The organism is Tumebacillus amylolyticus (genome assembly GCF_016722965.1).
GTDB lineage: Bacteria > Bacillota > Bacilli > Tumebacillales > Tumebacillaceae > Tumebacillus > Tumebacillus amylolyticus.
The window spans coordinates 353,780-370,347 of record NZ_JAEQNB010000006.1 but is presented as its reverse complement, the minus strand read 5'-3'; the positions used below and the strand labels follow the sequence as shown (position 1 = coordinate 370,347).

Sequence of the window (16,568 nt, the reverse complement as noted above, 5' to 3'; positions counted from 1 at the left end):
GACGTTCATGCAAAACTTGACATCCATCATCGGGCAAACCACGTCCGCCGTTCTCAACGAAGTGGAAAAAGGGGCGGTCCGCAAATTCGCGGATGCCATCGGCGATCCCAACCCGATTTTTCGCACGGGAGATGCTTCGGGCCGCATCACGGTGCCGCCGACGTTCTCTTTTACATTTGATCATGGAGATTTGGACGGGTTTAGTTTGAAAACAGACGGCCTGATCCACGGTGAACAGGAGTTCAACTTGCTTCATCCGATCTACGTGGGCGATACCCTGTCCTGTTCCATGACGGTCAAGGATGTGTACGAGCGTAGCGGCAAGAGCGGCTCGATGACGTTCCTCGTGCTCGAACAGACCGGGGTCAACCAGCATGGCAAAACGTGTTACCACAACGTCGCGACGATCATCATCCGTTGACGGAGAGGGGAGAGGTATACATGGAACTTCGTGACTACCAAGTGGGCGACGCTCTGCCCACGCTGACCAAGCCCCCCGTCACCAAGACGCAGCTGGTCATGTACTCCGGTGCTTCGGGCGATTACAACCCGATCCACACCGTCGAAGAGTTTGCGCATTCGGTCGGACTCGGCGGCGTCATCGCGCACGGGATGTTGACGATGGCGTTTGCAGGGCAGATGTTGACCGACTGGATCGGTTCGGGAGGTGTACTCGGACAATACAAAGTCCGCTTCACCGGCATGGTGCGCCCCGGCGACACCGTGAGCTGCTCGGGAGAAGTTTTAGAACGAATTGTGGAAAACGATCGCACACGCTTCACCGTGACCGTCCGCGCCGTCACGGACCAAGGAATCGAAGCCATCTCAGGCACCGCCATCGTTTGGATCTAGAAAGGGGACAACATTTCATGCGCGTATCCGAAAAAGTAGCCATCGTCACCGGAGCAGGTCGCGGCATCGGAGCTGCCACCGCTCTTCGCCTTGCCCAAGAGGGGGCCAAAGTCGTCGTCAACGACATCTCGCCGGAATTTGCGGAACAGAGTGCCGCAGCCATTCGCGAAGCGGGGTTTGAAGCCATCGCATTCCCGTGCGACATCACCGATCGTCCGTCCGTGCAAGCGATGGTGCAACAAGCCGTGGATACATACGGTCGTCTCGACATCCTCGTCAACAACGCCGGCGTCATCCGTGACAACATGGTGCACAAAATGAGCGACGACGACTGGGATACGGTGATGAACGTCCACCTCAAAGGGGCGTTTATCTGCTCCCAAGAAGCGCAGAAACACATGGTCACGCAGAAGTACGGCAAGATCGTCAACTTCTCGTCGACTTCGGCGCTTGGCAACCGCGGCCAACTGAACTACGCCACGGCCAAAGCCGGTCTGCAAGGGTTCACCAAAACGCTTGCCATCGAACTCGGCCGCTACAACATCAACGTCAACGCCGTCGCACCGGGCTTCATCGAGACCGACATGACCCGCGCCACAGCGGAGCGCATGGGGGTGGATTTCGAGCAGTTCAAGGAATACGGTGCAAAGCAATCGCTCCTCGGGCGCACCGGCAAACCGGAAGACATCGCCAACGCCGTCCTGTTCCTCGTTTCGGACGAAGCGAGCTTCATCACCGGGCAAGTGCTGTACGTGCGCGGCGGGATTTAAGAAAAAGAGCAGCTGGCCGCGCGGCGGACAGCTGCTTTTTTTGCGTAACCGGTGTGCAACCCTTTTTTGCTAGAGTGAGCGTATAAATTGAAAGGAAAGAAAGGGGTTTGTTGAAGACTATGAAGATCGGCATCGTCTCCACCGGCGTTTACATACCGCAGCACTTTCAGACCGCCGCAGAGATTTCGGCGGCGAGTGGCATTCCGCAGGAGATCATCGAAACCAAGATGGGGTTCTCCCGCAAACCGGTCCCCGGCCCCGAAGACCACACCTGCCAGATGGGCATCTGGGCCGCGCAGAAAGCGTTGGAGAAGGGCAACATCGACCCCAAGGACATCGACCTCGTGATCTACATCGGGGAAGAGCACAAGGAATACCCGCTTTGGACCGCGGGGATCAAGTTGCAGGAGGAGGTCGGCGCTGTCAACGCATGGGCGTTCGACGTGCAACAGCGTTGCGGCACGATGGTCATGGCACTCAAGGTCGCCAAGGACATGATGACCGCCGACCCCGACATCAACACCGTTCTGTTGGCAGGCGGGTACCGCAACTCCGATTTCATCGACTACAGCAACCCGCGCACGCGCTTCATGTACAACCTCGCAGCGGGGGGCGGGGCGGTGATCTTGAAAAAAGGGCATGAGCAGAACCAATTGCTTGCGTCGCACATCATCACCGACGGGTCCTTCTCCGAGGACGTCGCAGTCGTCGCAGGCGGGACTCGGAACCCGATCTCAGCTTCTGCCATCGAACAGCGCTTGAACTATCTCGACGTCATGGACCCTGAAGGGATGAAGCAGCGTTTGGAGCAGAAGTCCATGCAGAACTTCATCTCCGTCATTGAACGCGCGTTGGAGAAGAGCGGGTTTGGAAATGACGATCTCGACTACCTCGCGATCCTGCACATGAAACGCTCGGCCCACGACCACGTCCTGTCGCACTTCGGGCTGACAGACGAGCAATCCTACTATCTCTCCGAGTACGGGCACATCGGCCAAATCGACCAAATTCTCTCCCTCGAGCTCGGTTTGGAAAGCGGGCGCATCCAACCCGGTCACCTCGTCGGCCTCGTCAGTGCGGGGATCGGGTATGCTTGGGACTCTTGCGTCATTCGCTGGGGCTAAGGTTGCAACTCACTTCTTCTCCATTTGTAACTCCTGTGCAACGACTTTGATGTAGATTTATGACAAAATTCAGAACAATACATAGGGGGAAATGTGATGCAAAAAAGCAAATGGGCCAAAGCCGGTCTCCTCTCCGTAGTTTCTCTGTCGATGCTTCTCGCAGGTTGCAGCGACACGAAGGAAACCGCTTCCACGACCGACTCCAAAGGCGGTAGCACCGAACCGATCAAGATCGGGGTCGTCACCTCGAAGTCCGGAGCTCTCGAAGGCTACGGCACTCAAGAACTCAACGGCCTGAAACTGGGCATCGAATATGCAACCGGCGGCACGAACAAAGTCGAAGGTCGCGACGTGCAACTCTTGATCGAGGACGACGGCGGCAAACCGGACGACGGGATCAAGAAAGCCCGCAAACTCCTGGAGGAAGACAATGTCGACATCCTCCAAGGCTCCGCTTCTTCGTCTGTCGCGTCTGCGATCGAACCGCTTGCCGAGGAGTACAAGAAAATCTACATGATCGATCCGGCTGCAGCCGACGACCTCACCGGCAAGAACTTCAACAAGTACGTGTTCCGCACCGGCCGCAACTCTTCGCAAGACTCGCTGACCGGCGGCAAGTACGCGGTTGAGAACCTGGGCAAATCGTTCTTCGCTCTGGCACCGGACTCCGTGTTTGGCAAATCGAGCAACGCGGCTTGGAAGGGCACGATTGAGAAATCCGGCGGCAAGATCGCTCAGGAAGAGTACGCACCGCAAGACACCCAAGACTTCACCCCGTACCTGCAAAAAGCCATCCAGTCCAAAGCAGACGTTTTGCTGATCTCGTGGGCAGGAGCCGGCGGTGCCGCTCTGTTCAAGCAAATCGCGGAACTGAAAGTGGCGGAGAAAATGAAAGTCACCACTGGCATCCCGGACATCGCGGGGATCAAAGCGATGGGCGACGGCGCTGTAGGGCTGCAAGGTATGACCGCGTACTACTACGGCCTCCCGAAAAACAAAGAAAACGACTGGCTGGTCGAGCACCATAAAAAGGACTTCAACGGCACGCCGCCGGACCTCTTCACTGCAGGTGGTTTCACCGCCGGGATCGCAATCGTGGAAGGGATCAAGAAAGCGCATTCAACCGACAGCGACAAACTGATCACCGCGTTGGAAGGCATGACCGTCCACGGCGCGAAAGGCGACTACACCTTCCGCAAAGAAGACCACCAAGCGATTCAGCCGATGTACATCGTCAAGCTGGAGAAAAAGGATGGCTTCGACTACCTCGTCCCGACCTTGGTCAAAGAGATGAGCCCGGAAGAGACCGCTCCGCCGATTACGAACAAGTAAGGTTGGAAGTAGGAACAGCCCTGCCGTTGGTCGGCAGGGCACTTTTGCTAAGGAGGTGGCGCAGTGGCGCAACCCATTTTGGAAACGCGCGGACTGACAATTCAGTTTGGCGCACACGTCGCCGTGAACGGTGTTGATTTCACCGTCACTCCACAGACGTTTACCTCGATTATCGGCCCGAACGGGGCAGGGAAGACGACGTTTTTTAACCTGTTGTCCGGACAATTGCGACCGACAGCGGGCACGGTCGCTTTTCACGGTAGAGACATCACGGGACTTCCGGTTTACCAACGCACACGGCTTGGGATCGGGCGCTCGTTTCAAATCACCAACGTGTTTCCGAACTTGACCGTGTTGGAGAACGTCCGCATCGCGGCCCAAGGAGTCGGGGGCGGGAGCTTCCGTCTGTTCTCGCACTACAAGAAATTCAAACAGTACGAAGAGAAAGCGATGCACCTGCTGGAAAAAGTCCACCTCGGCGGCAAGTCTGAGCAGATTGCGAAGAACCTCTCGCACGGCGACAAGCGCAAGTTGGAGATCGCCATCCTGCTCGCGTTGGAGCCGAAGTTGCTCTTGCTCGACGAACCGACCGCGGGGATGTCACTGGAGGAAGTGCCGGCGATCATCGAGGTCATTCGCGGGCTCAAAGAGTCTGGGGAGCACACGATCTTGCTGATCGAGCACAAAATCGACATGGTGCTCGACTTGTCCGATTCACTCGCCGTGTTGTTCAACGGTCGCCTGCTTGCACATGGCACGCCGGAGGAGATCATGGGCAACGAACTGGTGCAATCGGCGTACTTGGGAGGGTTATACGATGACGATGTTACAGGTTGAGGGCTTGCAGACCTACATCGACCAATTCCACATCCTCCAAGGGGTGAGCCTCTCCGTTGAACGAGGCCGCGTCACCGTCATCCTCGGACGAAACGGGGCCGGCAAGACCACGACGCTGCGCTCGATCATGGGGCTGACTCCGCCGCGCAATGGCCGCGTAGTCTACGATGGCAAGGAAATCCAGGGTTTGGCACCGCACGCCATCGCACGACTTGGCATCGGCTACGTGCCGGAAGACCAAGGGATCTTCAAAGACCTCACCGTGGAAGAGAACATGAAGATCGCCATCCGCAAACTCGACGCCGCGACGATGGAGCGCCAAGAGTTCGTCCTCGAACTGTTCCCCGACCTCAAAATCGCATGGAAACGCAAGGGCGGCAACTTGAGCGGCGGGCAGAAGCAGATGCTCTCCATGGCGCGGGCGTTTGTCAACGACAACAAACTTCTGCTCATCGACGAGCCGAGCAAGGGCCTCGCGCCGATCGTCGTCGAGAAAGTCATGGAAGCGATCTTGGAACTGAAAAAACGCACGACCATCGTACTTGTCGAACAGAACTTCCTCATGGCGAGCGGTGTCGGTGACGACGTGTACATCCTCGATGACGGACACACCGTCCACCAAGGCTCGATGGAGGACATTCGCGGCGATGAAGACCTGAAGAAAAAGTATTTGGGTATCGCCATCTGAGGGAAAGGGGGTCAGTTCGTTGTCGCTGACATTGAATTTGCTTTTGAACGGAATTGCGATGGGGAGTTTGATTTTCCTGATCGCAGTCGGCCTGTCGCTGATCTTCGGCTTGATGGGTGTGATGAACTTTGCGCACGGCGCAGTCTTTGCATGGGGCGCCTACGTGGGCTTGGCGGTCTACAACGCCACCGGCAGTTTTCTGCTTGGCATCCTCGCCGGGACGGTGGGGGGCATCGTGATCGGTTGGATCATGGAGCGTGTTTTCGTCCGACCGTTTTACGGCAACCACGTCGCACAGATTCTGCTCACTTTGGGGTTGATGATCGTCTTGACCGAAGGGATCAAGATGGTTTGGGGCCCGAACTTGCTGGGCTTTGAAAAACCGGCGGCTCTGACCGGCGTCGTCGATATCCTGTCCGATCCGTTTCCGATCTACCGCATCTTCACCATCGGGGTCGGGTTGCTGGTGCTGATCGGTGTCCACCTGCTCCTGTCGCGCACGCGATTTGGCATCATCATCCGCGCTGGCGTGCAAGACCCGGAGATGGTACAGGCACTTGGCATCAACGTGCGCCGTGTCTTCTCGGTGGTCTTCGCGTTAGGTGCCGGACTTGCCGCATTCGGCGGCGTCATTGCAGGGCCATCGTTTGGCTCGCTCCACCCGGACATCGGGATGGCCAACCAACTGAACGCTTTCATCGTGATCGTCATCGGCGGGATCGGCAACTTCCCGGGGGCGGCACTTGGCTCTGTGCTGATCGGGATCGTGCAGACGTTTATGGCGTTCTACCTGCCGGACGTTGCGATGGCGGTCTCCGTTGCGATGATGGCGTTGGTCTTGATCTGGAAGCCTGAGGGCATCCTCGGCGTGCGGAGGTGAGCGGGCTATGAGAACGAAACTTTTTAACAACAACCTGTTGCTCGGGATCATGCTCGTCGCTCTGTGCTTGGTTCCGTTCGTCTCTTCGTCGAAATTCCTGTTGACGATGCTGATCTCGGTGTTCATCCTCGCCGTCTACGGCATGAGTTACGACTTGCTGCTCGGGTACACGGGCATCGTGTCGTTCGGGCATACGATCTTTTTCGGACTGGGTGCGTACTCGGTCGGCATCTTGCTCTCCAAAACCAAGCAACCGAATATGCTCTGGGTCGCGATCTTGATCGCGGTCGTCGGAGCCGCTGTGATCAGCCTGATTATCGGCATCCTGTCTTTGCGGGTGAAGGACGTCTACTTCTCGATGATCACACTCGCATTCGCAGAGCTGTTCTACATCGTCTCGTCAAAATGGAGCACGTTCACCGGCGGCGACGACGGCATTCCGTACATCCGCGTGCCGACCTTCTTCAACGACCGGGTGAAGTTCTACTTCGTGGCGTTGGCGTTCCTCGCGGTCATGTATTTGCTCTTGCGCCGCGTGGTGCATTCGCCGTTTGGACGCACACTGCAGGCCATCCGTGAGAACGAACAGCGTGTTGAATCGCTTGGATACCACGTTCTGCGCTACAAGTTGGCGTCTCTCATGATCTCCGGCTGCGTGGCGGCGATGTCCGGCGGAATTTGGACCGTGTTGCAAAAGTACGTGAACACCTCGGTGTTCACGCTGGACCGCACGATTGACGCGTTGCTGATGACGATCGTCGGCGGCGTAGGCACGCTGTTCGGCGCCGTGCTCGGAGCGGGCGTCATCACGTTCGCGCATGAGTGGTTCTCGTCCCTGTCCACGCAATATCCGTTGTTTGAGCGGTGGTTGATGTTTTTCGGAATCTTGTACATCGTGATCGTCATGTTCTTCCCGCAGGGAATTCTCGGGACGATTCGCGAAAAATGGATCAACAAAGGAGGATCTCGCAATGCCGCATCTGAACGTAAACGGAGCGAATCTGTACTATGAACAAGCGGGGAACGGGGAGCACACGCTGGTCTTGATCCACGGCAACGTCGCTTCCGCCCGCTGGTGGGATCATATCTTTGCACCGCTGGCTGAGAAATTCACCGTCGTTCGCGTAGACCTGCGCGGCTGCGGACAGAGTGAGCCGGCAGGGGGCAACTCCGTCCCGCAGTATGCAGCGGACGTCAAAGCTCTCCTCGAGGAACTTGGCAAGACCCAAGTCACCCTCGTCGGCCACTCGATGGGCGGCGCGATCTCGATGGAGCTCGCCGTCACCGCGCCTCATCTCTTGGAAGGCATGGTGTTGATCAACTCGTCTCCGGCAGAAGGCTTGGTCACCCCCGATGAGCGCAAACCGCTCGTTGAAATGATGACCAAAGACCGCAACTTGATGAAGATGTCCCTCGCGGCGGTCGTGCCGACGGCGGCGAGCGGTGAGTTCTTCGAATTGCTGGTCGAGGACGCGATGATCGCAGGTCCGACGGCGGTGCCGAACTACACGTCGCTTGGTGAGACCGATTACCGTCCGTTGCTTTCAAACTGCACAATCCCGACTTTGATCGTGTTCGGCACGCAGGACTCGCTGATCACGATGGAGATGACGGAACGTACGCGCGACGCCATTCCGGGGAGCCAAGTGGTGCTCTACGAAGGGATCGGCCACTCGCCGAACATTGAAGCACCGCAGCGACTGATTGACGACGTAACGGCGTTTGTGACGGAAAAAGTGGGGGTGTGAACCCCCGCTTTTTTTGTAACCGTTTTCTGTAACTAACTTGCAACCTCATGTTGATACAATATGTTTGAAAGTTCATTAAAATCTAACAAAAAGAAAGGGAGGGATTTTGATGAAGAAGTTGCAAAGCTTGTTGAGCAAGATGGGCATCTTGGCATTGGCTCTCGTGCTGTTCTCGGCGTTCACTTCGATTGCGCCGAAAGCTTCGTTCGCAGGAACGAGCAGTTTTACGGAGTATTATTATGGAAGTAACTTCTACTACAAAGTCTACGTACCGAGCACCTACACCGGCAGCACCAACGTGCCGTTGATGGTCATGGTGCACGGCTGTCTGCAGAATCCGGACGATTTCGCTGCCGGAACGCGCATGAATGCGCTTGCGGAGGAGAAGGGCTTCCTCGTGCTCTACCCGGAGATGAACTACTATGCGAACACCAACATGTGCTGGAACTGGTTCTATGACTACAACCAGCATCGTGGTGCCGCAGGCGAAGCAGACATCATCAAAGGCATGGTCGATTCTGTGAAAGCATCGTACAAAATCGACGGCAACAAAGTCTATGCAGCAGGTCTCTCCGCAGGCGCCGGCATGGTGTCGATCCTCGGTGCGACCTACCCGAACGTGTTCCACGCCATCGGAATTGCGGCTGGTGTTGAATACAACGCAGCAGACACCGCAATGGGCGGTGTGACCGCCATGACCTACGGCGGTCCGGACCCGGTCTATACCGGATATGACGCGTACTATGAGATGGGCAGCTACAAGCGCCGGATGCCGGTCATCTTGTTCCATGGCACCAGCGACACCACGGTTTACCCGATCAACGCAACGCAAGTGATTGGTCAGTGGGCGCAAACCAATGACTACATCGACGACGGCTCTGACAACAACTCGGTGGATGCGACGGCTGACGTCACCACCACCGGTACGGTCAGCGGCGGTCGCAGCTACACGAAGTATGTGTACAAGGACAAAGCCGGTGCCGAACTGATGCAATACTACAAAGTAACCGGTATGACGCACGCTTGGTCCGGCGGCAGCAGCGCAGGCAGCTACACCGACCCGACCGGCCCGGATGCTACCCGCATCATGTGGGATTTCTTCACCACTCACTAAGGCAAAACCCAAGATGAGACGCGCAAGAACGGACACGGCCGGGGCATCCACCCGGCCCCTGTCCGTTTGGCTCGTTCCTGAACAGAGGAGGACATTACTCATGACCCAACAACTCGCAACCCGTACCGCCCTGATCACCGGTGCGGCCAGTGGCATTGGATTTGCCATCGCCCGCAAATTTGCAGAGGAGGGGGCGAGAGTCGCCATCGCCGACCTGCGGCTTGAAGCGGCAGAAGCGGCTGCCGAGCAATTGCGCACTGCCGGTTTTGAATCTCTTGCCATCGCCTGCGACGTTACGGACGAAGCACAAGTCCAAGCGGCCATCGAGCGCACCGCGGCTGAATTCGGTTCCCTCGACATCCTCGTCAACAACGCCGGGATGCAACATGTCTCCCCGATCGATGAATTTCCATCTGCCAAATTCGAGCTGTTGATCAAACTCATGTTGACGGCACCGTTCTATGCAATCAAGCACGCATGGCCGATCATGAAAGCCCAAGGTTACGGTCGCGTGCTCAACATGGCTTCGATCAACGGCCTCGTCGGATTCGCAGGCAAGGCCGCGTACAACAGCGCCAAGCACGGCGTGATCGGCTTGACCAAAGTCTCCGCCCTCGAAGGCGCACCGCACGGCATCACCGTGAACGCAGTTTGCCCGGGCTATGTGGACACCCCGTTGGTTCGCAACCAGCTTCAAGACCTCGCCCGCACCCGCCAAGTGCCGTTGGAGAACGTTTTGGAAGAAGTGATCTACCCGCTGGTTCCGCAACGACGTTTGCTCGACACGGAGGAGATCGCCGACTACGCTGTGTTTCTCGCAAGTGAGAAGGGGCGCTCCGTCACGGGTCAAGCAGTCGTAATCGACGGTGGCTATACCGCACAATAAGCAAAAGTCACCAAGAGCCTCGGCACTTGGTGACTTTTTTGTGTGCTGACCCAAGAAAACACTTCCTAACGTGATAAGAGATATTGAATACAAGCGCTTGGGGTGGTAAAATTAAAGAAAAATATTAAATTCAACCTAAATAGAGAGAAGCGTCAGGAAATGGGGAAGTCAGATATGAATCGAACACCTGAACTGCCAAACAAGCGCCGGATGCTCACTACGCAGATCTTGAAAAGGATCGCGATTGCGTTGGGTATCGTCGGTGTGCTGACGATTGTGACAACGCTGTTGTATTTCAAGGTCGGGATGGAAGATCAGTTGAACACCGATGTGCAATCGACCAAAGAAGTGATCACGAACGCTATGGAATCCACGAACACGTCAACCAAGATCACCGAACATTTGATCGACATGCAATTGCTTACCGCATCAAAAGCCATTTCAAAGGAATTGCAAGGCAAGACCCTTCAACAGATCTCTCGAAATGACCTGATGCGTTTGCGTGACGAGTGGGGGCTGAACGGCATTTCCTTGTTCGTCAAGGAGGGCACCGACATCAAGATCGTGCAATCGTCCGATCTCAGCGAAATCGGGCTGAACACCAAAAGCTGGGGGGAGTGGTACACCGCTTTCAACCAGTTGATGTCCAACCAGAAAGTTTCGGTGGGTCTCGGGTATGCGGATGAGCATTATTGGGCCGGGCCGATTTCCAAAGCCGAATGGAACCATCATTATTACAAATACGCTTATTACGATGACGGAACCACCCCGTTTATGATCAACCCGTATGTGATGGACCAAGACATCCTGTACTTGGAGTTCCAGTCGGGTCCGACGCAGATGATTGACCGCATCACGGCGCAGAACACCTCGCTCGAGGAGATCGGTGTCATCAACGTCCCGGCGTTCCTCAAGGGCGACAACAACACCGTCTCTTCGCCGGACACCGACTTGCCGATTCTCTACGGCAAGAACTCCAACCAACTGCCGGAAGACGCGAAGATGCTCACCGAAATGCTCAAAGACAACAAAGAGAAGCGAGTGGACTTCATCAAGGACGGCCGCAGCCTCCAGAAGTTCTACATACCGCTGTCCGATTCGCGCGCCATCGTGATCGTGACGAACACAGAACGGCAGCAAAATTTGGAACTGCGCTTCTTGTCGGTCTTGTTGCTCTCGTTCGTGGCATCCTTCCTCACGATCTTCTTCGTGGTTCGGATCATCGCGCAACGACGCCTCAAACCGCTCAACGAGATGCAAGCGTTTATGCAGAGCGTCTCCGAAGGGGATCTGAGCGGGCAGTTGGAGGTCCGTGAGAACAACGAACTCGGCTGGTTGGCGGAGCACATCAACCGCATGACGGTCAAGATGCGCAACTTAATCGCCGAAGTGGAAGATCGCTCGCAGCGCCAGATCACGCACATGGCGTATCACGACGATCTGACCAACTTGCCGAACCGCAAGCACTTTACGGACGTGCTCGGACAAGCTCTGAACATGGCGCAAATTACAGAAAGCAAAATTGCCGTCATGTTCCTCGACCTCGACCGCTTCAAGAACGTCAACGATTCGCTTGGACATGCTACCGGCGACCGTTTGTTGCGTGAAGTGTCACGCCGACTGCTGGGCTCGCTCTCGGAGAACCACTTGCTTGCCCGCATGGGCGGCGACGAGTTCGCCATGCTCGTGCCGGACCTGGAGTCCCCTGAGGACGCCGCCAAACTTGCCCAGCGTGCGTTGGGTCTGTTTGAGACACCGCTTCTGTTTGAGGGCCGTGAATTTATGATCACGGCATCGATTGGGATCTCCGTTTCTCCGCAGGACGGCAACGACGCCGAGACCCTGTTGCGAAACGCAGACACCGCGATGTATTCGGCGAAGGAGGGGGGGCGAAACAACTTCCAGTTCTACACGCCGGAGATGAACGAGATGATCCTCGAACAGCTCGAAACGGAGAAGAGCCTGCGCTATGCGCTTGATCACGACGAATTCGTGCTGTTCTACCAACCGCAAGTGGACATCGCCACCGGACAGATCATCGGGACGGAAGCCCTGATCCGCTGGCAACATCCTGAGCGCGGCTTGGTGCCGCCCAACCAGTTCATCCCGATTGCGGAGAGCGTCGGATTGATCGTGCCGCTCGGTGAATGGGTGTTGCGCACCGCCTGCATCCAGAACAAAGAGTGGCAAGCCGCCGGGTTCCCGCCGATCAAGGTCGCCGTCAACCTCTCCGCCCGCCAATTCGAGCAGCCGAACTTGGTGGACACGGTGGCGAGCATCTTGGAAGAGACCGGGCTCCATCCGCAATATCTGCACTTGGAGATCACGGAGACGCTCGCGATGAAAAACGCCAACCACGCCATCGACAAGTTGTATGCGCTCAAGAACCTTGGCATTCAACTCTCCATCGATGATTTCGGCACCGGGTACTCGTCGCTGAACTATCTCAAGAAGTTCCCGATCGACACGTTGAAGATCGACCGTTCCTTCGTCGGCGATATCCCCGGCGATTCGGACGATGCGGCGATTGTGACGGCGATCATCGCGATGGCACACAATTTGAAACTCACCGTCGTCGCCGAAGGGGTCGAGAGCCAAGCGCAATTGGAGTTCCTGCGCGCGCAGAACTGCAATGAGATGCAAGGATTCCTGTTCAGCCGCCCGGTTCCGGCTCACGAAGTCGCCCAACTGCTCTATGAGAAAAAGTCGCTCTATTTCCAGAGCGTCTAACCGGATCCTGACACCCAAAACCTCGCCGTCGCGCGAGGTTTTCTTTTTTCTTAGAAGTTTTTGAAAAAGGTGAAACCTATCAGGCGGTGTTGTCGTCTAATAGGGTAACGAAAGATTAATAACCGAAGGGAGCACTTATTCTATGAAAAAACGTACCACGATCCTGCTGTCCGGAGCTCTGCTCTGCGTATTGGCGACCACGGCGTTTGCGAGCACCCCGCTGAAACTGATGCTCAACGGCCATACGGTCGATCAACCGCTGCAAATGGTGGATGGCGTCACCTACGGCCCTGTGCGTGCCATCGCTGAGTCACTTGGCGCGGAGGTTAAATGGAACGGCGACCAGCAACAAGTAGAACTGACGGCTCCCGACCTCAAGATGCAGAAGATGCAAATCGATCTCTTGGAACAAGCACTGGCTCCGACCTCACCGCAAGAAGCGGCAGAGTCGTGGGCCAAAGCGGTCAAAGAGCGCAACGGTGCGGCGCAGTACGCCGTCTCGTCGTCCGAACTCCGCCAGAAAAACGGTCCGATCTTCGGCCCAGGCGGCAATTGGGTGACGGGCGTCTCGTCGCCGTGGGTCGAGAAGTACGAAGTGATCGATGAGAAGCAAACGGATGATAATTCGTATGCCTACAAAGTGGTGTTCTCCTATGCGACTTCGACAGGTCCGGCCGGTCAAGGCATCACCCAGTTGATCGTCCACCGTTATGGGGACAAGTGGTTTGTCGCAAACAGCGGCCCGGACGAAAGCACGCAATCGCCGGAGTTGCCGATCGTGGAACTCACGATGCCGACCGGTGCCAAGATCAGCGCACCTTCCGAAGAGCAACTTTCGGACAAAGTCCGCGTGCGTCTCGACAACTTGAACGTTGTCAAAAGTGAGGGCCTTAGCAACCCGCTCTCCATCATCGGCAACCATGCCAGCATCAAGAGCCAAACGAGCGTAGAACTTCCGGCGGGCAAAGCGACGCTGTTCGAGGTGGAGCGCGACCTCCCGGTGGCGTCCAACGACACCTCTCTGCTTCACGAATACTGGTTGGTGATTCTCGGTTCAGATGTTGGCGACGACATGCAACTGGCGTACACGCTCTCGACCGTCTACGCCAACAACGACGCAGATCCCGCAACGGTGAAAAAACAATTGCTGGAGACCGCCAAATCGTGGGTGTTGCCGAAAATGACCAAGTAAGAGAGCGGGAGCGTTCCGCGTGTTTCGACGCGGAACGCTCTTTTTTTGACGAAATGCGCGAATTATCTAATTTCCGTGGAAATGCGGGCAATGACCGTCAAATAAAATGGTTATAGGACGAATGTCCTATTTTGAAAACTAGACTTCCGAAGTGTTGCATAAGCTATGATAATGGTGAAGAAAGAATGATCTACGTTTCAAGACGGGGGGGACGACGCGCTGCGCCATGCTGGGTGGAATGGGGCTTAGGATCAAGTCGGAGGATGATATCTACATGGCGCTGAGCCAAGTGCGGCGCCTGATGAAGCAAGTCGGCTTTTCTGAATTGAACCAGCAGAAAGTGCTGGTGACCGTTTCCGAGCTGACACGTAACGTATTGGACCATGCCGGAGCCAACGGACAGTTTTTCTGTGAGGCCGTAGAGGGGCGTGGAGTGCGTGTGAAAGTGACGGATAATGGGCCGGGTATCAGCAACCTGTCCCGCGCCTTGGAAGGGGAAAAATCGCCGGAGTCTCAAGGACTTGGGCTGGGCCTTTCCGGGGTGAAGCGATTGATGGACGCTTGCACCATCGAAACTTCGACAGGAGGCACGAGCATCATTGCGACAAAATGGAATTCATGAAAACAAACGAGATCACGATACACTGAGTCGTCTCGCTTCGATCGGCCAAGTCTCAGCCGGGATCGCCCATGAAGTGCGCAATCCGCTGACCGCGGTCAAAGGGTTCTTGCAACTGATGCAACAGGAGTCGCCGCACGTCTATTTGGATATCGCGTGTACCGAATTGGAACGGGCGATTGAGACGTTGCAGAACCTGCTCAATGTCTCCAAGCCTGACTTGGACGAGGAACCGTACAAGCCGATGCATCTGTGTGTCGAACTCGAATCCATCTTGCAGTTGTTTCAAGATCAGATCTACCGAGTGGGCATCGTCAAGAATTTGCAGGACACCGATGTGTTGATCTACGGTCGTCGCAACCAGTTGAAAAAAGCGTTTTTCAACCTTTTGAAAAACGCTCACGAGGCGATCGAGGGTGACGGGAAGATTACCGTCAGCCATCGGCGGGTCGGCGACCGGATCGTGGTGCGGGTCGAGGACACGGGGATGGGCATCCCCACTGAGAAATTGGAACTGCTGGGCACCCCGTTTTTCACCACCAAGAACGAAGGTACGGGGATGGGGCTGACCCAAGTGTTTTCGACGATTTACCAGCACGGAGGCAAGATCGAAGTCGATTCGGTTCAGGGAAGCGGAACGGTGTTTGAAATTCATTTCCCGGTGATGATCCAACAGGACATAGGAGTGATTGAATTGAGTCTCCAGACGGTCGAAGGACAGTCTTTTCTCGAATTTTATGACCTGAACAAACCGTATTTCATGGAGCGGTTGGCTTCTGAAAACGAGAATCTCTACGACAGCGTCCGCCGGTACGATGTTGGCGATCATCAGTTGGAAGCGTTTGCCGACCAAATAGTAAAGCTCTTAAGTGAAGACCAACAGCATGAATTGATCGTCGTGGCACAGAAAGCGGGACGGGACTGTGCGCAGAGCGATTTGAACTACCTTTTGATCATGGAATGGTTTACGGTGTTCCGCAAGCTGTATTGGGACTTTTTGTATAATTTCTACAAAGACAATGAGAGTTTGACCGTGAAGGACATGTTTGGCATGGAGCGGCGTATCAATGTGACGGTCGACCAGTTCGTCACCCACTTTTCCGCCAAATATACAGAATACCGCAACGAAGTGCTGCGCTCGCATCGGGACTTGATCGAGGATTTGACGGTGCCGATCATCCCGCTGTCTTCGTCGATGGCCGTGTTGCCGATCATCGGCACGATGGATACGCACCGTGCCAAGAAGATCCAAGAGCACACGCTCAACCAGATCGCAACGTTGAGAATCGAGCGGATCATCATCGATCTCTCGGCCGTCGCGTATCTGGACACCGCGGTTGTAAAACACCTGTTCCGCATCGTGGAGGGCATCTCGCTGCTCGGGTGCCACGCGGTTGTTACCGGCATCCGCCCGGAAATCGCCAACACGATGATCGAGCTGGGGATTTCGTTGACAGACCGTGTCGAGACGAAAGCGACGTTGCAACAAGCGTTGGAGGCATACGGATTGGTTCGATGATCCATACTAGTCGAGAACTCCGAACATCCAAAGGGGGCTGTGATACATGAACAATGTACGTGAAGGGTTGATCCCGACGGTACTGGGGACTGTAGTCACGACCACAGGTGTCGCACTTCGCGCCACCAAAACGGTAGACCCGGCGATTGCGTGGGGGATTGCAGGTTTTGGGTTGGCGCACGTGGTGTTGGGGGCCATCGACCTCGTGGAACACCGCAACCGATACGATGTCTAGCTTCGTAACGGCGGATGTCTGAGTGAAGCAAGAGGAGAGAGT

17 protein-coding genes are annotated in these 16,568 nt (G+C 55.9%); all 17 read left to right on the top strand.

The genetic code is table 11. The annotated features are described in order from the left end of the window. The first annotated feature begins 7 nt into the window (after positions 1 to 7). The 17 genes from JJB07_RS19165 to JJB07_RS19085 all read left to right on the top strand — a co-directional run bounded on the left by JJB07_RS19165 (position 8) and on the right by JJB07_RS19085 (position 16,526). A complete protein-coding gene (locus JJB07_RS19165; RefSeq protein WP_201637681.1) occupies positions 8 to 421 on the top strand; it encodes an FAS1-like dehydratase domain-containing protein in 414 nt (137 codons plus the stop codon). Between the two features lie 20 nt (positions 422 to 441). After that, on the top strand, positions 442 to 852 hold the full coding sequence (locus JJB07_RS19160) for a MaoC/PaaZ C-terminal domain-containing protein (protein ID WP_201637680.1): 411 nt from the start codon (positions 442 to 444) through the stop codon (positions 850 to 852). Between the two features lie 17 nt (positions 853 to 869). Then, positions 870 to 1,622, top strand: coding sequence for an SDR family NAD(P)-dependent oxidoreductase (locus JJB07_RS19155; RefSeq protein ID WP_201637679.1), 753 nt, complete (start codon positions 870 to 872; stop codon positions 1,620 to 1,622). A 119-nt stretch (positions 1,623 to 1,741) separates the two neighbouring features. Then, the gene (locus tag JJB07_RS19150; RefSeq protein WP_201637678.1) at positions 1,742 to 2,746 is read left to right on the top strand and encodes a 3-oxoacyl-ACP synthase; all 1,005 of its coding nucleotides are present in this window, start codon (positions 1,742 to 1,744) and stop codon (positions 2,744 to 2,746) included. A gap of 96 nt (positions 2,747 to 2,842) precedes the next feature. Then, on the top strand, positions 2,843 to 4,078 hold the full coding sequence (locus JJB07_RS19145) for a substrate-binding domain-containing protein (RefSeq protein ID WP_201637677.1): 1,236 nt from the start codon (positions 2,843 to 2,845) through the stop codon (positions 4,076 to 4,078). Between the two features lie 63 nt (positions 4,079 to 4,141). Next, the gene (locus JJB07_RS19140) at positions 4,142 to 4,915 is read left to right on the top strand and encodes an ATP-binding cassette domain-containing protein (protein ID WP_201637676.1); all 774 of its coding nucleotides are present in this window, start codon (positions 4,142 to 4,144) and stop codon (positions 4,913 to 4,915) included. Continuing rightward, positions 4,896 to 5,603: an ABC transporter ATP-binding protein gene (locus JJB07_RS19135; protein WP_201637675.1), complete on the top strand. Its 708-nt coding sequence runs from the start codon at positions 4,896 to 4,898 to the stop codon at positions 5,601 to 5,603. The genes JJB07_RS19140 and JJB07_RS19135 overlap by 20 nt, the downstream gene beginning before the upstream one ends. Before the next feature lie 19 nt (positions 5,604 to 5,622). After that, the gene (locus tag JJB07_RS19130; RefSeq protein ID WP_201637674.1) at positions 5,623 to 6,483 is read left to right on the top strand and encodes a branched-chain amino acid ABC transporter permease; all 861 of its coding nucleotides are present in this window, start codon (positions 5,623 to 5,625) and stop codon (positions 6,481 to 6,483) included. 7 nt (positions 6,484 to 6,490) lie between these two features. After that, positions 6,491 to 7,495 carry a branched-chain amino acid ABC transporter permease gene (locus JJB07_RS19125; protein ID WP_201637673.1) on the top strand — a complete coding sequence of 335 codons (1,005 nt, stop codon included), beginning with the start codon at positions 6,491 to 6,493 and terminating at the stop codon, positions 7,493 to 7,495. Continuing rightward, positions 7,455 to 8,231, top strand: coding sequence for an alpha/beta fold hydrolase (locus JJB07_RS19120; protein ID WP_201637672.1), 777 nt, complete (start codon positions 7,455 to 7,457; stop codon positions 8,229 to 8,231). Before JJB07_RS19125 ends, JJB07_RS19120 begins: the two co-directional genes overlap by 41 nt. Positions 8,232 to 8,340: 109 nt before the next feature. Continuing rightward, entirely contained in the window at positions 8,341 to 9,345 is a 1,005-nt protein-coding gene (locus tag JJB07_RS19115) for an extracellular catalytic domain type 1 short-chain-length polyhydroxyalkanoate depolymerase (RefSeq protein WP_201637671.1), read from the top strand. Positions 9,346 to 9,445: 100 nt separating this feature from the next. Then, positions 9,446 to 10,231: a 3-hydroxybutyrate dehydrogenase gene (locus JJB07_RS19110; protein WP_201637670.1), complete on the top strand. Its 786-nt coding sequence runs from the start codon at positions 9,446 to 9,448 to the stop codon at positions 10,229 to 10,231. Between the two features lie 174 nt (positions 10,232 to 10,405). Further along, positions 10,406 to 12,961, top strand: coding sequence for an EAL domain-containing protein (locus JJB07_RS19105; protein WP_201637669.1), 2,556 nt, complete (start codon positions 10,406 to 10,408; stop codon positions 12,959 to 12,961). Positions 12,962 to 13,103: 142 nt separating this feature from the next. Beyond that, positions 13,104 to 14,153, top strand: coding sequence for a stalk domain-containing protein (locus JJB07_RS19100; protein WP_201637668.1), 1,050 nt, complete (start codon positions 13,104 to 13,106; stop codon positions 14,151 to 14,153). A gap of 238 nt (positions 14,154 to 14,391) precedes the next feature. Then, positions 14,392 to 14,775 (top strand): ATP-binding protein, encoded by a 384-nt coding sequence (locus tag JJB07_RS19095; RefSeq protein ID WP_201637667.1) that lies wholly within the window; start codon positions 14,392 to 14,394, stop codon positions 14,773 to 14,775. After that, the gene (locus tag JJB07_RS19090; RefSeq protein WP_201637666.1) at positions 14,753 to 16,291 is read left to right on the top strand and encodes an ATP-binding protein; all 1,539 of its coding nucleotides are present in this window, start codon (positions 14,753 to 14,755) and stop codon (positions 16,289 to 16,291) included. Before JJB07_RS19095 ends, JJB07_RS19090 begins: the two co-directional genes overlap by 23 nt. A 46-nt stretch (positions 16,292 to 16,337) precedes the next feature. Continuing rightward, positions 16,338 to 16,526, top strand: coding sequence for an asparagine synthase (locus JJB07_RS19085; protein ID WP_201637665.1), 189 nt, complete (start codon positions 16,338 to 16,340; stop codon positions 16,524 to 16,526). Positions 16,527 to 16,568: the final 42 nt, after the last annotated feature.

Bases quoted from the DNA above. Each gene is read 5' to 3' on its own strand.
- JJB07_RS19125 (WP_201637673.1), top strand. From the start codon at position 6,491: ATGAGAACGAAACTTTTTAACAACAACCTGTTGCTCGGGATCATGCTC.
- JJB07_RS19100 (WP_201637668.1), top strand. From the start codon at position 13,104: ATGAAAAAACGTACCACGATCCTGCTGTCCGGAGCTCTGCTCTGCGTA.
- JJB07_RS19135 (WP_201637675.1), top strand. From the start codon at position 4,896: ATGACGATGTTACAGGTTGAGGGCTTGCAGACCTACATCGACCAATTC.
- JJB07_RS19145 (WP_201637677.1), top strand. From the start codon at position 2,843: ATGCAAAAAAGCAAATGGGCCAAAGCCGGTCTCCTCTCCGTAGTTTCT.
- JJB07_RS19110 (WP_201637670.1), top strand. From the start codon at position 9,446: ATGACCCAACAACTCGCAACCCGTACCGCCCTGATCACCGGTGCGGCC.
- JJB07_RS19105 (WP_201637669.1), top strand. From the start codon at position 10,406: ATGAATCGAACACCTGAACTGCCAAACAAGCGCCGGATGCTCACTACG.
- JJB07_RS19115 (WP_201637671.1), top strand. From the start codon at position 8,341: ATGAAGAAGTTGCAAAGCTTGTTGAGCAAGATGGGCATCTTGGCATTG.
- JJB07_RS19160 (WP_201637680.1), top strand. From the start codon at position 442: ATGGAACTTCGTGACTACCAAGTGGGCGACGCTCTGCCCACGCTGACC.
- JJB07_RS19155 (WP_201637679.1), top strand. From the start codon at position 870: ATGCGCGTATCCGAAAAAGTAGCCATCGTCACCGGAGCAGGTCGCGGC.
- JJB07_RS19095 (WP_201637667.1), top strand. From the start codon at position 14,392: ATGGGGCTTAGGATCAAGTCGGAGGATGATATCTACATGGCGCTGAGC.
- JJB07_RS19120 (WP_201637672.1), top strand. From the start codon at position 7,455: ATGCCGCATCTGAACGTAAACGGAGCGAATCTGTACTATGAACAAGCG.
- JJB07_RS19150 (WP_201637678.1), top strand. From the start codon at position 1,742: ATGAAGATCGGCATCGTCTCCACCGGCGTTTACATACCGCAGCACTTT.
- JJB07_RS19085 (WP_201637665.1), top strand. From the start codon at position 16,338: ATGAACAATGTACGTGAAGGGTTGATCCCGACGGTACTGGGGACTGTA.
- JJB07_RS19165 (WP_201637681.1), top strand. From the start codon at position 8: ATGCAAAACTTGACATCCATCATCGGGCAAACCACGTCCGCCGTTCTC.